Consider the following 17,216-nt stretch of genomic DNA (forward strand, 5'->3'; position numbering starts at 1 on the left):
AAAAAACGCCCGCGGTTATGGCTGCGGGCGTTTTCAAGTCGACGAGCGCAACCGTTACATCGGTGTGGACCAGACCAGGGCCATGGTCAGGCTGTGGGCCTTTTCCAGATTGGGATCATCAAACCCCAGCTGCAGTCTCAATTGCTCACTGTCATCACTGAGGGTAAAAACCCACTGCCCTTCGGCGCCATCCACCCCCACATAGGGGTTGCCCGGTAAATTGCCCCAGCGGATGCCCGGGCGGTAGCGCACCTGGTCGGCGAAATATTCCATATCCAGGGACAGCTGATAGCCATCCATCTGTTCGACGTAGCGGCCTGTGGCGTAGACCGGCAGGGTGAACTCGTGATCCTCCAGTTCACGCCACCCGGAAAATACCGGGGCGAGCTGGACTTCGTCTTCCACGTCGCGGTCGGCGGTATCGAATTTTCCGTGGGTATAGGGTGCCTGCTCCCAGCGAATCAGGCTGTAAGCGTCTTCCACCCGCACAATCACCTTGCGCTGGTTATTTTGATACCCGGCCACCAGATCCACGGTGAGACCTTCACCCTCCGGCTTTTCAAACTCGTGTTCGAGCAGCAGATCTTCGGAGTAGCGGTAATCCAGTGACGCATTACCGGCAAAAAACTGCTCGTCGCTGCTCAACAGCCCATCGATAGTGCCGTCCTGGAATTCCCGCGCTTTCAGCAGGCTGACATTCGCCTGCAAGAACAGACCGCTGTCGAGACTCCAGCGACGCTTCAGGCGAATACCGTCGGCCAGCAATTGCAGGGCGTTCAGGTACACCGGCACCGCATCTTGCGGTGGGTTGAGCCCCTGCTCGTCCCGGTAGTAGAGATCTGCGGTGGCCTGGTTGTATTTCAGCTGGTAATCGTAGCGGACGGTGTACGACACGCCCCAGTCTCCCAGCCACACACCGGTATCCAGGCGGTTCCGGGTCCAGGTGTTCTCACCACCCCCCGGGGCCTGCTGCCACTTGCCAGTGAATTCGTTGATGGGCAGCGCTTCACTGACGGTGCGACTGTAAAAATCCAGAGAGACTTCCGGACTGGGTAGTGCGACTGACTGTAGCGGCACATTCACCAGCCCCAGAAACAGAAAGGGCCACCAGCGGTGGCCCAATCCTGTTCTGTAAAAGTCTCCCTGCTCAGAGCAGAGTTTCAATGGCATTGTCGATCCAGGTGATCAGGTAAACATCATTTTCTTTGCTTAGGGTACCGTAAATGGTGCCGTCTTTGGTGATGTAGCCGCGCAGGGATTCGCTTTCTTCGCTATCTGCAAACTCCACCACAAAATCCGTACCGGTTCCGTCGGTCAGGGTGACTTCGGAGAAGTCCTCACCGGTGTAATCGATATTGATATTCAGCAGATCCGCACCCCACTCAAGCGTGAGACTTGCATCGGCCATTGCATAACCGGTGCGCTTCACCACCAGTTCGATATCCATTTCCGGCAGGTTGGCAGAAAGCTTGCCCGCGGCATTGGCTCGCAGAGTGGCCTTGACGTAACGGTTTTCGGCATCGACGTCATAGTCCGACTCATCCAGATAAGAAGAGAGTGCACCACTGGCGGCAGTGCCGAATACCGATTGCGTCCAGTAGCCCTCATCCCACCAGTCTTGCGGGCCCGGGTTGTACCAGCCTTCGCCGGATACATAGGCTTCAACATCGGACAAAAGGTAGTCGTAGTCCGCGGTAAAGAGAACACGAATATCTTCAGGAATGCCTGCTTCTTCCGGCGGAATGCCACGGACACACTGCGCAGAGTCGTAGTCCCACCAACCGTAGTACGGGTCACTTTCACAATCGGCTGCGCTTGTCGCTGCGGGCTCGAGGATATTCACACCCCAGATCGGGTAGAGGTCGCTGCTCGGGCAGTAGGCAACGCCTTCGGTTACACAGGAAACCTCCACATAGTGGTCGGTGTAATATTCATTTTCGTCCGCAAAGTACGAGTAGGTGACCGTCGCCCGGTTACCTTCCAGACCATGCACCAGGGTCAACGTATTGCTGGCTTCGTCGTAGGAGAAGCTTGTCAAGTCCTCGCGCGATGTGCCCTCGGCAACAAACGCGAAATCGGTAACGTTATCCACAGTCAGCGATACCGCCGCCTCGACCGAAGTCTGCTCACCCAGATCATTGAAGACACCTTTCAATGCCACTTTCTCTGGCAGCAGGGAAAGGTGGTCATTTTCTGGTGACAACGCTTCCAGGGCTGTGGACTTGCGCACGCCCAGCTCGACGGTACCGTCAAAGCGGTAGCTCGCATTGGCCAAGGTGGCATTCACGAGCAGAGCGATACTTTCGATATCAGGATCGGCCTCGCTTTCCTCACCGAAGCTCTCACCCAGAACCAGTTTCAACTGGGAGTCTTCGCTGTTCGACAGCGCAAAGCTGGAGCCGGCAATGCTCGCCTCACCTTCAACAGCGAGAATATTTTCACCGGCCGCCAGGGACAGACCTCCCGGCTCCCCGGACAGCTCAGGAATGGTGATTGAGATATTCACCGCTACCTGGTCATCGGTGGTTGCCGCATCGCCATCCAGGTCGTAGACACCGTTGGTTACACTCCACACGTTTCCGGATTGGCTGAGATCGCCCGACGGGAAGTGTGCCATCGCATCCTCGCGATCGGCATAGTCGGTATCGTGTGCATATTTGTCCCACAGGTAGCCGGCGGCTTCGTTCAAATTGTCGGCCGGTGCGTCCAGTGGGGGCTCAGCGCCAAGCTCTACCGCAGACAGCTGATTGACCAGTACATCACTGACTTCGCGGAAGGCGGTGAGTGCAAACTGGGTATTTTCGTCGAACAGGTCCTCGGTACCCTGCAACTTGGCAATAATGTTGTCCTGATTGTGCGTCTCAGACTCCTCGTCCAGCTCGGCCTCGATGGCTTCAATCGCTTCAAAGGAAACTTTGCGTGCGGTAGCGACGAGAGCCTTGGCAGCTGCAAGGTTAGTGGCTGTATCGCCGATGATTTCCGCCGGGTTGCAAGTGCCGTCCTCATCACAGTTTTTCGCGATGGCTTCATCCGCGTCACTCTGTGCAGCTTCCGCAGCGTCTGCCACCCCGCCCAGGGCCGTATTATTCGCACTGGTTGCGGTAGCCACGGAATCAATCTGCGCGACAACACTTTCCAACACCTCAGAATCCAATGTGTTGGAAGCGAAACCGGCACTCAGGCTGGCCAGCTGTGCGGCGACATCACCGTCTGCAGCCCCTTCTACGGCGGCATTCAGCAGGGCAAAGCGCAGCACCTGCTCGTTCGCATCGGTTGCACTGGTCAGATCCACCGGTGCGATGGTGGACGGGTTGGCATCCAGGCCTAGGGCGTCTTTTACAAACGCGTTGGCGCCGGCAATGGAAGACTGGGTCAACGCAGCGCCGGCCTTGTCCGCCACCAGAGTCGTCAGCGCAGTAATGCTGGATGACACTGCCGTTGCGGTTTCATCGACGAACACCACAGAGCGCAGTTCATAATCCAGCGCGTATTTTTCGCCAAAGCTGATCTTGCCATCACTGTTGCTGTCTTCGTCGGTGTCCCCCGCAATACGGCACTCGGCGGCATCACAGGTCACCATGGCGACACTGTCATCCGGGTTTTTCAGTACCAGTTTTACCGCACCGGTGTAGCGCTCAAGATCAATCGAGTAACTGCCGTCTGCTGCGGTTGTGGCGGAACCCAGCAGGGTGTCATCTGCACTGTAAGCCTCGACCAGCGCACCGGCAATAATACCTTTTGCTGCGGTACCACCGACCGGGATAGCACTGCCAGTACCACCACCGCTGGAACCGGAGCTGGAGCTGGATCCGGAACTGGATCCGGAGCTGGAGCTACTGCCGCCGGAGCTCGAACTACTTGAGCTGGAACTGGAGCTACTGGAGCCGCCATTGTCCGAACCACCACCGCCGCCACAGGCGGTCAATGCAGTGACCGCGATCGCCAATGCAAGTTGCTTATACATTTTTTCCCCTTACTCCCGGAGGAGCGCTTCCGTGTCGAAAAACCGTGTAAGTATCTGGGACACGCCCGTTTCGGGTTCAAGGCGTATCCGTCGATGTCCAGAGCTGCCCCCAAGCAGCCCAAAAAGCGTGACGTATTTCTCAATTCGCCACAGGGTGAGAATGATGCCGGGGGAAGTTTGGCGCCTCAATAGCCCCTTTTGATCAATTTTCTGGCCACTAGCGCCCACCCTTTGACCAACATGGTGGCAATACCGCCATATGTGACACGCAATGAGTAGAAAGGGCTAAGCGGAACTCGCTTCGCAGTAGGCGAAATACCCCCCCTGTGTCATCATCCGCGCGCCCAAAAAAACGGCGTACCGATGCAGCGAGAATCTGTTTCAGGGAAGCCAGACAATGAAAGGAGTACACAGAATGAGCAGAAAGCTGATTTCCAGCGGATCGGAGTTTGAACGCAAGATTGGTTACTCGCGCGCGGTGGTGGACGGCGACTACGTGTTTGTTTCCGGTACTACCGGTTTCAATTACGCCACCAATAGCATCAGCGACGATGTCGCCGAACAGGCGGACCAATGCTTCGTGAATATTGCACAGGCACTGGAGGAGGCCGGCAGCAGTATCGCGCGTATTGTGCGGGTAACCTATATCCTGCCAAACCGGGATGACTTCCAGCCTTGCTGGCCGGTACTGCAGAAATGGCTGGGAGAGGTGCGTCCTGCAGCCACGGTATTTGAGGCGCGCCTGCTGGACGACGCGATGAAAATTGAAGTGCAGGTGACTGCACGGATTTGACCGGTGTTATACGCCACGGAAGAATCCCTGAATCTTCCGTGGCTGGCGTTTATTGTTGCAACTCTGATGCGCGCTCGTTTTTCGCCACCGACAGGTAACCAAAATAGCGGTCGCGAATCTGCCGCACATAGTTCACCGGTTCACGCCCCCGCACATAACCAAAGCGGGCCTTTCGGTAATGCTCTGGCTGCGATAGCAGCAGCATGGCGTCTTCCACATTACCGAACCAGCGATTCGGATCTTTGCCCAGTCTTTCTGCGAGTACTCGCGCATCCCGCACATGTCCGTGGCCCGCATTGTATGCGGCGAGGGTGAAATAGATCTTCTGATCAAACGGCAGGTCCCGGGGAAAACGCTCCTCCAGCCAGCCGAGATAAGAGATACCGGCGCGAATGCCGTTTTCCGGCTGATAGAGATCCGTAATACCCAGTTGTTGACCGGTACGCGGCATCACCTGCATCAGCCCGCGGGCTCCGGCAAAGGACCGCGCCTTCGGGTTGAAACGGCTCTCCTGATACATCTGCGAAACCACCATACGCCAGTCGCGATCCGCGGGCACCGCATGCTTGCGCACCAGCGGATCGTAGGGAGACAGTTCGGAGGTATCGCGCAGTCGCTCCCGATGCTTTCCGCGGATGCGCTTTTCTTCGCGGAAATATTTGTTGTAGGTGACATTGAAAAACAGGCCGCGGTAGTACTGGTTCAGGAAACCGTTCAACTGCTCCAGCAATTGCGGTTGATCGCCACGCACGGCCCAGGCGATATCCTGCTCGCCGGAGAGGTTACCCACCACCATGAAATCATCGCGGTAAGTCTGCTCAATCTGCACCAGGTGAGAATCTGCCACGGTGTAGTCGTAGCGCCCTTCCGCCACGGCATTGATCAGTTGCTCGGTAGTGGCACCTTGCACCGTGAGAATCTCCACTGCACTTTGCTCTGGAAGTGTCCCCTGCAACAGCTGCAAGCTGGAGTAATAACTGCTCAGTGGATTCACCGCAACCGATTGTCCCTGTAAGCGGTCTGCCACAGGGACGGCCATGTCCAGCTCATCAGTATTATCTACTGCCGCTATCAGCTGCTCGGTGACCTGCATATACGGACGGGTAAATACCAGTCCCTGCTGCTTGCGCGCCTCGGTAACGGTCAGTGACGCGGCGATGACATCCCCCATCCCTGCAGCCAGAGCCTCAGCCAGATCTACCTCGGGGCCAGGCACCACCATACTGAGACGCAGGTCATTGTCTTTAGCAAATCGCTTCAGCAGATCGTAATCAAATCCCATCAGCTCTCCGCGCCACATAAAGTAGGAAGCGGGGTGATTGCGGGTCAGCACACGCAGGGTTCGGGTCTGTTTTATCTGTTGCCAGTCGCGCAGGGCACTGGCGCGACGCTGCGCCGCCACCAGGTGTTCTTCGGTAAAATATTCATTCAGTGCCTGCTCCAGTTGCTGGCTAACGCGACGTACAGCCCAGGCAATGGCACGGCGGCTGTCCCGCAGATTTTCCGCCTGCAGTGACGGGTAGTCCGCAAGCACCACCTCCGCCAGGTTACTGTCGATTACCGTTGCCTCGAACTGGCCCTCGGCTACGCCACTCAGCAGCTCGTCCTGGGTAACCGGTCCATCCAGGAGGTGTGGTGTCAGCACGCGCTCCTCGCTGGACTGCTGCGCCAGGGTATCCACAAAGGCACTGCCATTGCGCAATGCGACTTCCACCTGGCCATTCTGCAGGGGGCGATCGCGGCGGGTTATCAACTGTTCCTGAACGTATTCCAGAGGCCGGGTGAACGCGACCTGTTTTGCGCGCTGCGGTGTGCGGGAAAAACTGACGGCAATCAGATCACCGCGCCCATCGATCAGCGCGGGAATCAATTGCGCAAAGTCTTCCACATAAATCCACTGCGGCTCCAGGCCGCGCTGGTGGGCAAATTTTTCCGCAAGTGCACGCCACTCGCCCGTGGGTAGGCCATCCCGGGGCAGCGCTTCCTCTTCCAGCCCCAGGGGGGCCAGCAGCCGCAGGGTGCCGCGTGCGGCGATCGCGTCGAGGTCACCGCGTTCGACGTAATTCTCAAATGCCGGGGGCAGTGGCTCTTCTTCGACGACATCCACCGGAGCGGGCGTGTTCTCCTCAGTGGAACCTCTAGCCTTCGAGCTCTGTGACTGACCAGGCAGGTCACGATCCCCGCCGCAGCCCGTGAACACCAGCAGGACCAGCAGGCTGCAGATCCAGCGTATCACCCTCGCCCTCGCCCTCAAAATGTGTCGACGTCCCCTATCCGGCTTGATGGCCATTTCCTGTACACCTCTACGTTGTGGTCCGCAATGCATCTGCGTAAGCAGAATAAATGTCTCACAAACTGTGACACATTTCGATTCAGGTCAATTTATGACCACCCCGAACGCCACTGGTCCTATCTGCAGCCATCAGGTGGCGCTATTGCCGGAACCGGGTTTGCGAGAACCTGAATGGGACCATTCAACCTGCAAACCCCATATGCGATAAAACCATGAAAATAATGCGACATCTCACTATCGCCGCACTGCTCAGCGCCTGCGCGGCACCGGGCCTGAGTGCGGCAACGCTCCTGGACGAAGACTTTCAGGATGGCAATATCGCCGGCTGGAGTACGACCGGCACCGTGTACAGCAATGCCTACTACGGGAACTATTCTATCGGTCTGCGCGGCGGCACTGCCAGTGCGACCTATACCCTGTCCACCTCCGGTTATGTCAACGTCAACATATCACTGGATATCTCGGCGCACTCCCTGGAATATGGCGAGAGCTGCATCGCGGAAGTGTCCAACAATGGCGGCAGCTCCTGGGTAAATGCGACCACCCTGTCCAATGGGCAGGACAACAGTGCCCTGTACTCCGTAAGCAGCGTCGCCATCGACGCGGACAACAAGGCGCAGTTGATGATCCGCTATCGCAATGGCGGCAACGACTATTACGACTATTGCTACGGCGATAACGTTCTCGTCACTGGCGAGGTGGATAGCGGCGGAGGCAGCAGCAGTGGCGGAAGTAACGACGATTATTACGATGAGCTGAGCGGGTCCGGCAACGTATCCCGCAGCCTGCTGAACTACAACACGCTGATGAACGGCAGCGATCCAGGCAGCCGCGTCAACCTGTCCGCGTACGCGCTGCCGCAAAACGCGGCACACCCCCAGAATGCCTTTGCCGGGACCCTGACGTTGACGGGCGAAGCCACCGGCGGCAGCTTCTCCGAGGTCAAGGACACTTATAACTACACCGGTAGCGGCGACAATACCCGCAAGCATCTGCCGGAGTTTTCGTTTCAGTTTATTCAGACTGGCAGTCATATTTTTCCGCTGCAACGGGGCTCCATCCCCAGTGCGCATCCCAACTGGGAATATGTCCTGACGCCCGGCCGCGTCTGGCAGGAGAACAGCGATAACGGTTACAGCCGCGCCGCCATTCCCTTTGCCCTGCAGCAGCGCAATGCCAACTGTATGCACAACGGCGTCATGACGTTCCTGTTCAAAGAGGATGGCTCGACGTCCAAGGTGGCGTATCAGATCAGCAGTGAAACCTGCCTTTACTTCAAGGCTGACTGGTGGGGACTGCTCAGTGCCAGCTACACTCCGGAAACCATTGCCAACCAGAGCCAGCTGATTCAGGACTACCAGGCAGAGATCGCCGACCGCATGCCGACCAAGCCGCTGTCGGCGTTGAGCACGGACTATCCGGGTACCGATCCTTCCGCATTTGAAGCGCCGAACAGTACCGATGCCAGCCATGTGTCCACCGCCGGCTTTATTTATGGGGGCGTGCACTACCGCGGTGACTGCGTCACCCGCTACGGCAACTACCCCTACTGCGACTCCATGGTGGTACCGTCTTACTCTTCCGCCAAATCGTTTTTTGCAGGCGTGGCCATGATGCGCCTGGAAAAGCTTTACCCCGGGGTACGCAACACCGCGGTGGCAAGTCACGTTCCCGCCTGTAACAGCAACGGCAACTGGTCCGACGTGACGCTGGACAACCTGCTGGATATGGCAACAGGAAATTATGGCAACGTGACTTACATGGAGGACGAAGGCGCATCCCACACCGACAACCTGTTCCTGACCGACAGCCACAGCAGCAAGATCAGTTACAGTTGTTCACAGTACACCCGTAAGGCAACGCCAGGCAGCCAGTGGGTGTACCACACCTCGGATACGTATATCGCTGGCACGCATATGAATGACTACCTGCAGGACCAACAGGGCAGCAGCGCAGACATTTTTGATGACGCCATCGTTGCCGATCTGTGGGAACCGATTGGGGTGAGCCCCACCGGCCAGTACACCCGCCGCACTTACGATTCGGTTGCACAACCTTTTGCCGGCTGGGGCCTGATGTGGCTGCCGGACGATGTGGCAAAAATCGCAAGCTTTGTCGGCATTGACGACGGCGAGATCAACGGCCAGCCGATGCTCGACAGCAACCAGCTCGGTGCCGCTCTACAGCGCAACAGCAGCGATACAGGCACGGTACCGCTCGCCGACTATCGCTATAACAACGGTTTCTGGGCGCACAACGTATCCGGCAACCTGAGCGGCTGCAGTGGCGATCAGTGGATTCCGTTCCTGTCCGGCTACGGTGGCATTACCGTGGTACTGCTGCCCAACGACAGCGTGTACTACTACTTCAGCGACAACGACACTTACTACTGGCTGGAAGCCGTACAAGAGGCGCACCAGATCCAGAGCGCCTGTCAGTAACTGTTTGACTCCTGCGCAATCGCGCTTCGGCGGACCCGGTAACGGGTCCGCCTTTTTTGTGCCCGAAAATAACGCCGCGACATTTCGCCACTGGCACTACGCGCACGAGTTAGCTGGCCCTACCTATTTTCCCAGTGAAAGCCCATGTTATATCCACGCCACTGCACGTGCCGAATGCGCGCGCAGCGGCAGTCCCAGCTCATAAAAATAACCAAGGTGCAAATATGAAATCGAATGACCAACGGTCGCGGGTCGGACTCGCGTCGGCCATTCTGCTACTGAGTGCGGTGGGCTCTGCCGGCGCTCAAGCGGAAACCATTTATTCAGACAGTTTCAGCAGCGGTAATATCAGTGACTGGAGTACAAGCGGTAACGTGGATGCGCACAATGGCACTATTCGCTTGCGCGGTGGCTCCACAGCGACCCACACTTTGTCGACCGCAGGCTATTCATCGGTTTCTGTATCCCTGACCATGTCCGCAGGTTCTCTGGAAAACAACGAGTTCTGCTACGGGGAAGTTTCTACCGATGGCGGCAGCAGTTGGGCCACCGCGGTCACCGTCGCCAATGGTGATGACAATGGTACCCAGTTCAATAGCAGCAGCTCACCGGCCGGGATCGATAACAATACCGATGTGCAACTCCGCTTCCGCGGAACCGGGTCTACCAGCGGCGACTATTGCTACGGCCACCAGGCGCTGGTCACCGGTACCGGCGGCGCCCCCACCGATCCGGATATCAGTGCACCGGCCAGTGTCAGTTTCTCCAATGTTGCGCCGGGCAACACGGGCACACAGGTCGTCACGGTATCCAATCAGGGACTGGCGCCGCTGACAATCAGCAGCACCAGTGCTCCCGCCGCACCATTCAGTATCACCAGCAATAATTGCAGCACCGTTGCCGCAGGCAACAGTTGTGCCATCACCGTTGAGTTTGCGCCTTCCGCAGAGGGCAGTTTTGGCAGCGCCATTACACTCACCTCCAACGACCCGGATGAATCCAGCCTCACCATCAACCTGAGCGGTTCTTCCAGTGCGGGCGGTGGCAGTGTGGAAGATTTTGACCCGCTCACTGGCAGCGGCAATGTTTCCCGCTCCGGGCTTACCATGACCACTCTGATCAACGGCAGTGATCCCGGCAGCCTGGTGAATTTTTCCCACTATGCACTGCCGGCGGACGCCGCCATGCCCACCAATCAGTTTGAAGGTTCGCTGGAGCTGTTCGGCGAAGCCAGCGGCGGTGCCTTTGACGAGCACAAGGATACCTTCCGTTACACCGGGTCCCAGGATGCAACACGTAAACACCTGCCGGAGTTCGATTTTGAATTTGTGCAGACGGGCAGTCATATCGTACCCAAGCAGCGGGGCTCGATCCCCAGCAATCACCCGGAGTGGGAATATGTACTGACACCGGGACGGGTGTGGAATGAAAGCAGTGATGCGGGCTACAGCCGCGTTGCCCTGCCCTTTGCCCTGCAACAGAAAAACGCCAACTGCATGCACAATGGGGTGATGAGCTTCCTGTTCAAGGACGACGGCTCCGTTTCCGATGTGGCCTACCAGATCGCCAGTGAAACCTGCCTCTATTATCAGTTCGACATGTGGGGACAGCTCTCTGCCAGCTATACCCCCCAGTCGGTCAGCAACAGTGCCGCATTGGTCAGCGACTACCAGGCAGAGGTTGCAGCTCGCATGCCAACCAAACCACTCAGTGACCTCCCGCAGGATTACCCGGGCACGGATTACACCGCCTTTGCAACCCCTAATGGCAAGGACCCGCTGGCCATTTCTCTGGCCGGCTTCGTCATTGATGGCACCCACTATGTGGGAGGCTGCAACACGCGCCAGGGCGCCTACCCTTATTGTGAATCTCTGGTGGTACCCTCCTACTCCAGTGCAAAGTCCGTATTTGCCGGCGGTGCACTCATGCGTCTGGAGCAGAAATATCCGGGTACCTTTAATCAGTCCATTGGCAGCTATATCAGTGAATGCAACACCAACGGTAACTGGAACGATGTCACCTTCGGCAATGCGCTGGATATGGGCACCGGGAACTACAAGCTCGCCGGTTACATGAGCGACGAAGGCGCCAGCCATACCAACGACCTGTTCCTGCCGGAAGACCACGCCAGCAAAATCAATTACAGCTGCACCGAGTACCCGCGCAAGGCGACGCCCGGCACCAAGTGGGTATATCACACCTCGGACACCTACATTCTGGGTACCGCGATGAACGCGTATCTGCAGGGCATTGAGGGTAGCAGCAGTGATATCTTCACCGATATTCTGCTGGATGAGGTGCTCGCACCACTGGCTGTCAGCCCCACCGCAGAATTTACTCGCCGCACCTATGACAGCGTGCAACAGCCATTCACCGGCTGGGGGCTGATGTGGCTGCGGGACGATGTGGCAAAAATCGGCGCATTCCTCGCCGGCGGCAGCCAGTCCGTACTGCACCAGGGACAGCTGGATGCCGCATTGCAACGGGACGCTTCCGACCGAGGGTTGGAACCGCTCACCGACTACAAATACAACAACGGCTTCTGGGCCCACGAGGTGAGCAGCAATATGAGTGGCTGCAGCAATCCGTTGTGGCTGCCGTTTATGTCCGGCTACGGTGGCATCTCGGTACTGATTCTGCCCAACAACTCTGTCTACTACTTCTTCGGTGATGACGATGAATACCTGTGGATGGATGCGGCACAGGAAGCCCATGCAATTCGCAGCCTCTGCCAGTAATCCACTACTGCGATAGAAACAGAAAAGGGGCGCAGATACTGCATCTGCGCCCCTTTTTTAATTGCTGTTTGCTGGCGGAAGCTTATTCGTTTTCCCGAATCGGTTTGTGCAATTTGACCGCCTTCGCTTTTTTGCTGCGCATGCGGATATTGAGCATTTCCACTGCCACCGAGAACGCCATGGCAAAGTAGATATACCCTTTGGGCACATGTACCTCAAACCCTTCAATAATCAGTGTGACCCCCACCAGAATAAGGAAAGAAAGTGCCAGCATTTTGATGGTGGGGTGGCGGTCGACAAAATCGCCGATGGGCTTGGCCGCCAGCAACATTACCCCCACCGCGAGAATGATCGCAATCGCCATAATGGAAATATGGTCCACCAGCCCTACCGCGGTAATCACCGAGTCCAACGAGAACACAATATCCAGAATCGCAATCTGTGCCAGCACCATGCCGTAAGTCGCGGTTTTGGTGACGGTAGCCTCACCATCGACGCCTTCCAGGCTGTTGTGGATTTCATGAGTAGCCTTGAACAGAAGAAACAGACCACCGCCGATCAAGATCACATCGCGCCCGGATATTTCTTCTCCGAGTACAGTAAACCAGGGTTCTGTCAGCCCCATGATCCAGGCGATGGAGAACAGCAGCGCCAGGCGGGTGATCATCGCCAGGGCCAGACCGATAAAGCGCGCGGACTCCCGCTGCTTTTCCGGCAAGCGGCCGACGAGGATGGAAATAAAGATGATGTTGTCGATACCCAGAACAATTTCCAGGGCCGCCAGGGTGGCAAGGGCAATCCAGGCCTCCGGGCTCGCAATCCATTCGAACATGAGGTTTCCCCAAAGCAATAAAGGCGTGCTGAAAAATAACCAGCTGCGCAACCGCACTGGCCTTAATTCCGGGGAGAGTGTATGCGGTTTGCGGCAATCAGGCCAAGCCCCAGCCAGTCGTTCTAAAAAAAGGGCCGCAAAAGCGGCCCAACGGAGTCAATGGTAGCAATTCCACATAGGAATCGCTGAAAAACGTAGCGAGCGGGTGCCTGGTGGTGGCCGCCGGAGCGGAGGCAGCGGAGTGTATAAGTCATACATGAGCATGCCGACCGGGCTGCCGCAGCAGCACCGCCGGACGCCGCCAGGCGCACGCGCAGTAGTTTTTCAGTGATTCCTCAGCTGATATCGATCCAGGTGGATTTCAGTTCGCAGTATTTGTCCAGCGCATGCAGAGACTTGTCGCGGCCGTTACCGGATTGTTTGAAGCCGCCGAACGGCACGGTGATATCGCCACCAAAATAGTTATTCACCCACACAGATCCGGCACGGATATCCCGGGCCATGCGGTGGGCGCGGCTGATGTCTTTGGTCCAGACGCCGGCGGCGAGGCCGTAGATGGAATCGTTGGCAATTTTCAGCGCGTCCTCTTCGCTCTCGAATTCGATGATGGAAAGTACCGGGCCGAAAATTTCCTCGCGGGCGATGGTCATATCGCCACTGACACCGCGGAAGATAGTGGGCTCGTAGTAGTGCCCCCCTTCCACCGCCTGCGCGGGCTTGCCGCCGCACACCAGGCTGGCGCCCTGCTCCAGGCCCTTGGCCACGTAAAACTCCACTGTGTCGAACTGGCTCTGGTCGATCAGCGCACCCATCACCGACTCGGGATCCTGCGGATGGCCCGGCTTGAAGCGTTCGGAGGCCTTCTTCACTTTTTCGATAAAGGTATCGGCAATGCCTTTTTCCACCAGCAGGCGGGTACCCGCGGTACAGGTTTCGCCCTGGTTGTAGAACACGGCCAGTGCGGCGGCTTGCGCGGCCTTGTCCAGATCCGCATCGGCAAACACGATGTTGGGGCTCTTGCCGCCCAGCTCGAGGAAGGTGCGCTTGAGGTTGGACTGACCGGAGTACTCGGTCAGCGTCTTGCCCACTTCGGTGGAGCCGGTAAACGTCAGACCATCGATATCCATGTGCAGCCCGAGTGCCTTGCCGAGGGTACTGCCGGGCCCGGGCAATACATTCAGCACCCCATCCGGCAGGCCGGCCTCTTTCGCCAGCCCCGCCAGCCTGATCGCGGTGAGCGGCGTGTTCGAGGCGGGCTTCAGAATCACGCTGTTGCCGGTGGCCAGAGCCGGGCCCAGCTTCCACGCGGTGGTGGAGAGCGGGAAGTTCCACGGCACAATCGCCGCGACCACCCCCAGGGGCATACGGGTGATCAGACCGATTTCGCTGGGTCCGGTGGGCGCAATCTCGTCGTAAATCTTGTCGATGGCCTCGGCATTCCAGCGGATGGTGGTGACCGCGCCCGGCACATCCACATTCATGGTGTCGCTGATGGGCTTGCCCGCATCGAGACTTTCCAGCAGGGCGATTTCGTCCCTGTTGGCCTCGATCAACTCGGCAAAGCGCACCAGGATCTTCTTGCGATCCATCGGGGGCATATGAGACCAGGTGCCGGACTCGAAGGTATCGCGGGCCACCTTGACCGCCACCTCGGCATCTTCCGGGCCACAATTGGCCACCTGTGCCAGCTCCCGCCCATCTGCAGGGCTGATACTGGGGCGGGTCTGGCCACTGCGGGCATCCACATATTCGCCATTGATGAAGGCGCGCCCCTCGATGGTGAGGCTATCGGCCATGGCGAGCCACTCCTGCAGGGTTTGCGGAGTGGATTGCGGGTTCTGCTGGTCGGTCATGAACACCTCGGTCTTCAATAAAAAGTTGGCAGCCAATAAAACTGAACGATCATTCAGTTTATACCCAAAATGTGATCACAAATCAAAAGGTGCGGGGCGGCCCGCTCAAATAGCCTCGAAGGTCCCGGTTTCCAGGTTCTTGCGCGCCCCGGGGATGGGGAACACCCGGTTGTGGAAGGCGATATAGAAGCCGGGCTGCATCAGGCGCGCGGTAAGCAGAGCCTCGGTCACATTCTGCCGGGCATCGGAATCGATAAAGCCCATGGGGCGCATGGCGCCGGTAAACACGACCGGAACCGACGGTTTGCCCAGCGCTTCAAAGCAGTATTCCGCGGTGATCGACATGGTATCGGTCCCGTGGAGTATCACGATGGGGTCGCCCTGCTGCGCGGTGCGCGCGATCGCGCTACAGATCTGGTCGCGGTCACTGTTATCCATCTCCAGGGAATCCTTGTTGAGAATGCTCTCCAGCTCCAGGTGGGTATAGGGCAGGCGCAGACTGCTGATCAGGCCGTCGCGAATGATGGATGCGCGGTTTTTGAGGGTCCCCTCAGACTCGCAATAGCTCTTTTCAATGGTGCCACCGGTGGTGAGAATACGGATGGTGGTCTTCTGGTTGAGATCTGTCATCGTTTTTCCCGCAGAATGAGTACAAATGTGCGCATCTTAGTGGGCACGGGAGAACGAGACAATTGTAGTGTTGGGGGATGTCGCCCGCAGCCGCACGCTGCGGGCTCCCGCGGGAAAGGCGGGACTCAGACCTCTTCGATCCGATAGGAGTGCACAATCTCCACACCAGCCTTGCCCAGCATGATGGACGCCGAGCAGTACTTCTCCGCCGACAGTTCCACCGCACGGGCGACCTGGGGCTCCTTGATATTGCGCCCGCGCACCACGAACTCCATCTCGATCTTTTCAAACGGCGCCGGCACCGCGTCCGGGCGGTGGCCCTTTAGTTCCACATGGCAGCTGACCACGTCCTGACGGGTTTTCTGCAGAATACCCACCACGTCGTAGGAGGCGCAGCCCCCCACACCCAGCAGAATCATCTCCATGGGGCGAATGCCGTTGTTCTTCTGGCCGCCTTCCATCACAACCGAATTGCCACTACCCGACTCACCGATAAAGGTGACACCATTCACCCAGGTCACCTGACCCTGCATTACGCCCGCCATGGAACTCTCTCCTTCAGATTGGATGGGGGCCGGGAGCTTATCACAAGAGTCGTCGGATTCCGCAGCGTGTCGAGGCCCCCGTGACCCGGAAGACACTATCCCCTGGCGACAGGCTCTGCAAAGTAAGCCTTCACTAACGGTGGTTGTCACCGCTGCCGACAACCGCTATAAACAACACCCTGCCCTCAAGCCGGGCAAAAAGTGGCCCAGATCACATTGCGGAGCATTACCCTGAGATGCCCCCTGTTGGCATCGGGGTTTTAGCGGGATAATCATCCACTTACCCGGGATCAGGCACAAAAATTTCAAGAAAAGGAGTAGATCCGTGACGGTCGCTACCGAAGACACTCTGACTACTGGCAACATCGAAGACTTTCTCGCCCACTGCCATCGCCGCCGCTACCCGGCCAAGAGCACCATCATCTACGCTGGCGACCGCTGTGAATCCCTTTACTTCATCATGCGCGGCTCCGTGACCGTACTGATCGAAGACGATGAGGGTCGCGAGATGATCGTGGCCTACCTGAACGATGGCGATTTCTTCGGTGAAATGGGTCTGTTCGATCAGGACACCCGCAGTGCCTGGGTGCGCACCAAGACCGAGTGTGAAGTTGCGGAAATCTCCTACACCAAATTCCAGGAGCTGACCCGTCAGCACCCGGAATTCCTGTTCAATCTGGCCACCCAGATGGCCGGCCGCCTGCGCAATACCACCCGTAAGGTGGGCGACCTGGCGTTCCTCGACGTGACCGGCCGCGTGGCCCGCACCCTGCTGGACCTGTGTAACGAGCCGGATGCGATGACACACCCGGAAGGCATGCAGATCAAGATTACCCGCCAGGAAATCGGCCGCATTGTGGGCTGCTCCCGCGAGATGGTGGGCCGGGTTCTGAAGACCCTGGAAGAGCAGGGACTGGTGTCCGTGAAAGGCAAGACCATGGTGGTGTACGGCACACGCTGAACCGCCTGGCACGCGGTTCCCGGGTAGCCCGGGAACCGCCCCCCTCCCGATACTACAGGCAACCCCCGCTCCCTTTCGCCTCAGTTAAACGACCGTCCGTTCACCTCTACCTGCGCCAGTTCGATAACACTGATCTACCAAACCGTAAAACGACGCGTATAAAAGT

Annotated in this window: 11 protein-coding genes; 4 read left to right on the top strand and 7 right to left on the bottom strand. The window is 57.9% G+C overall.

Annotation, left to right across the window (positions count from 1 at the left end; translation table 11 throughout):
* Positions 1 to 54: 54 nt before the first annotated feature.
* Both LRR79_RS00865 and LRR79_RS00870 read right to left on the bottom strand, forming a co-directional pair.
* On the bottom strand, positions 55 to 1,170 hold the full coding sequence (locus tag LRR79_RS00865) for a hypothetical protein (protein WP_231758558.1): 1,116 nt from the start codon (positions 1,168 to 1,170) through the stop codon (positions 55 to 57).
* Positions 1,148 to 3,964, bottom strand: a complete 2,817-nt coding sequence (locus LRR79_RS00870; protein WP_231758559.1) for a hypothetical protein — start codon at positions 3,962 to 3,964, stop codon at positions 1,148 to 1,150. Before LRR79_RS00870 ends, LRR79_RS00865 begins: the two co-directional genes overlap by 23 nt.
* Positions 3,965 to 4,379: 415 nt before the next feature.
* Between LRR79_RS00870 and LRR79_RS00875 the strand changes: the two genes are divergently transcribed.
* Complete coding sequence (locus tag LRR79_RS00875) at positions 4,380 to 4,757, top strand: RidA family protein (RefSeq protein ID WP_231758560.1); 378 nt, start codon at positions 4,380 to 4,382, stop codon at positions 4,755 to 4,757.
* Positions 4,758 to 4,806: 49 nt separating this feature from the next.
* Here the strand turns inward: LRR79_RS00875 and LRR79_RS00880 are convergent, their stop codons facing one another.
* Positions 4,807 to 6,993: an MltF family protein gene (locus LRR79_RS00880; protein ID WP_231758561.1), complete on the bottom strand. Its 2,187-nt coding sequence runs from the start codon at positions 6,991 to 6,993 to the stop codon at positions 4,807 to 4,809.
* A 269-nt stretch (positions 6,994 to 7,262) separates the two neighbouring features.
* On the opposite strand from LRR79_RS00880, the gene LRR79_RS00885 reads away from it, so the two are divergent.
* A complete protein-coding gene (locus LRR79_RS00885; protein WP_231758562.1) occupies positions 7,263 to 9,491 on the top strand; it encodes a serine hydrolase domain-containing protein in 2,229 nt (742 codons plus the stop codon).
* 224 nt (positions 9,492 to 9,715) lie between these two features.
* Positions 9,716 to 12,229: a choice-of-anchor D domain-containing protein gene (locus LRR79_RS00890; RefSeq protein WP_231758563.1), complete on the top strand. Its 2,514-nt coding sequence runs from the start codon at positions 9,716 to 9,718 to the stop codon at positions 12,227 to 12,229.
* An 82-nt stretch (positions 12,230 to 12,311) separates the two neighbouring features.
* Here LRR79_RS00890 and LRR79_RS00895 read toward each other — a convergent pair whose 3' ends face one another.
* The 4 genes from LRR79_RS00895 to LRR79_RS00910 all read right to left on the bottom strand — a co-directional run bounded on the left by LRR79_RS00895 (position 12,312) and on the right by LRR79_RS00910 (position 16,077).
* On the bottom strand, positions 12,312 to 13,061 hold the full coding sequence (locus tag LRR79_RS00895; protein ID WP_231758564.1) for a TerC family protein: 750 nt from the start codon (positions 13,059 to 13,061) through the stop codon (positions 12,312 to 12,314).
* Positions 13,062 to 13,396: 335 nt separating this feature from the next.
* Positions 13,397 to 14,914: an aldehyde dehydrogenase gene (locus LRR79_RS00900; protein WP_231758565.1), complete on the bottom strand. Its 1,518-nt coding sequence runs from the start codon at positions 14,912 to 14,914 to the stop codon at positions 13,397 to 13,399.
* A gap of 105 nt (positions 14,915 to 15,019) precedes the next feature.
* Positions 15,020 to 15,544 carry an asparaginase gene (locus tag LRR79_RS00905; RefSeq protein WP_231758566.1) on the bottom strand — a complete coding sequence of 175 codons (525 nt, stop codon included), beginning with the start codon at positions 15,542 to 15,544 and terminating at the stop codon, positions 15,020 to 15,022.
* A gap of 125 nt (positions 15,545 to 15,669) precedes the next feature.
* A complete protein-coding gene (locus tag LRR79_RS00910; RefSeq protein ID WP_231759957.1) occupies positions 15,670 to 16,077 on the bottom strand; it encodes an OsmC family protein in 408 nt (135 codons plus the stop codon).
* A gap of 337 nt (positions 16,078 to 16,414) precedes the next feature.
* Between LRR79_RS00910 and crp the strand changes: the two genes are divergently transcribed.
* Complete coding sequence (gene crp / locus LRR79_RS00915) at positions 16,415 to 17,050, top strand: cAMP-activated global transcriptional regulator CRP (RefSeq protein WP_051687212.1); 636 nt, start codon at positions 16,415 to 16,417, stop codon at positions 17,048 to 17,050.
* The last annotated feature ends 166 nt before the right edge of the window (positions 17,051 to 17,216 follow it).

This window comes from Microbulbifer elongatus (assembly GCF_021165935.1).
GTDB classification, from domain to species: Bacteria; Pseudomonadota; Gammaproteobacteria; order Pseudomonadales; family Cellvibrionaceae; genus Microbulbifer; species Microbulbifer elongatus.

Excerpts from the sequence above, each read along its gene's own strand:
- LRR79_RS00910 (WP_231759957.1), bottom strand. The coding sequence starts at position 16,077 with ATGCAGGGTCAGGTGACCTGGGTGAATGGTGTCACCTTTATCGGTGAG.
- LRR79_RS00895 (WP_231758564.1), bottom strand. The coding sequence starts at position 13,061 with ATGTTCGAATGGATTGCGAGCCCGGAGGCCTGGATTGCCCTTGCCACC.
- LRR79_RS00875 (WP_231758560.1), top strand. The coding sequence starts at position 4,380 with ATGAGCAGAAAGCTGATTTCCAGCGGATCGGAGTTTGAACGCAAGATT.
- LRR79_RS00905 (WP_231758566.1), bottom strand. The coding sequence starts at position 15,544 with ATGACAGATCTCAACCAGAAGACCACCATCCGTATTCTCACCACCGGT.
- LRR79_RS00900 (WP_231758565.1), bottom strand. The coding sequence starts at position 14,914 with ATGACCGACCAGCAGAACCCGCAATCCACTCCGCAAACCCTGCAGGAG.
- LRR79_RS00890 (WP_231758563.1), top strand. The coding sequence starts at position 9,716 with ATGAAATCGAATGACCAACGGTCGCGGGTCGGACTCGCGTCGGCCATT.
- LRR79_RS00885 (WP_231758562.1), top strand. The coding sequence starts at position 7,263 with ATGAAAATAATGCGACATCTCACTATCGCCGCACTGCTCAGCGCCTGC.
- LRR79_RS00865 (WP_231758558.1), bottom strand. The coding sequence starts at position 1,170 with ATGCCATTGAAACTCTGCTCTGAGCAGGGAGACTTTTACAGAACAGGA.
- LRR79_RS00870 (WP_231758559.1), bottom strand. The coding sequence starts at position 3,964 with ATGTATAAGCAACTTGCATTGGCGATCGCGGTCACTGCATTGACCGCC.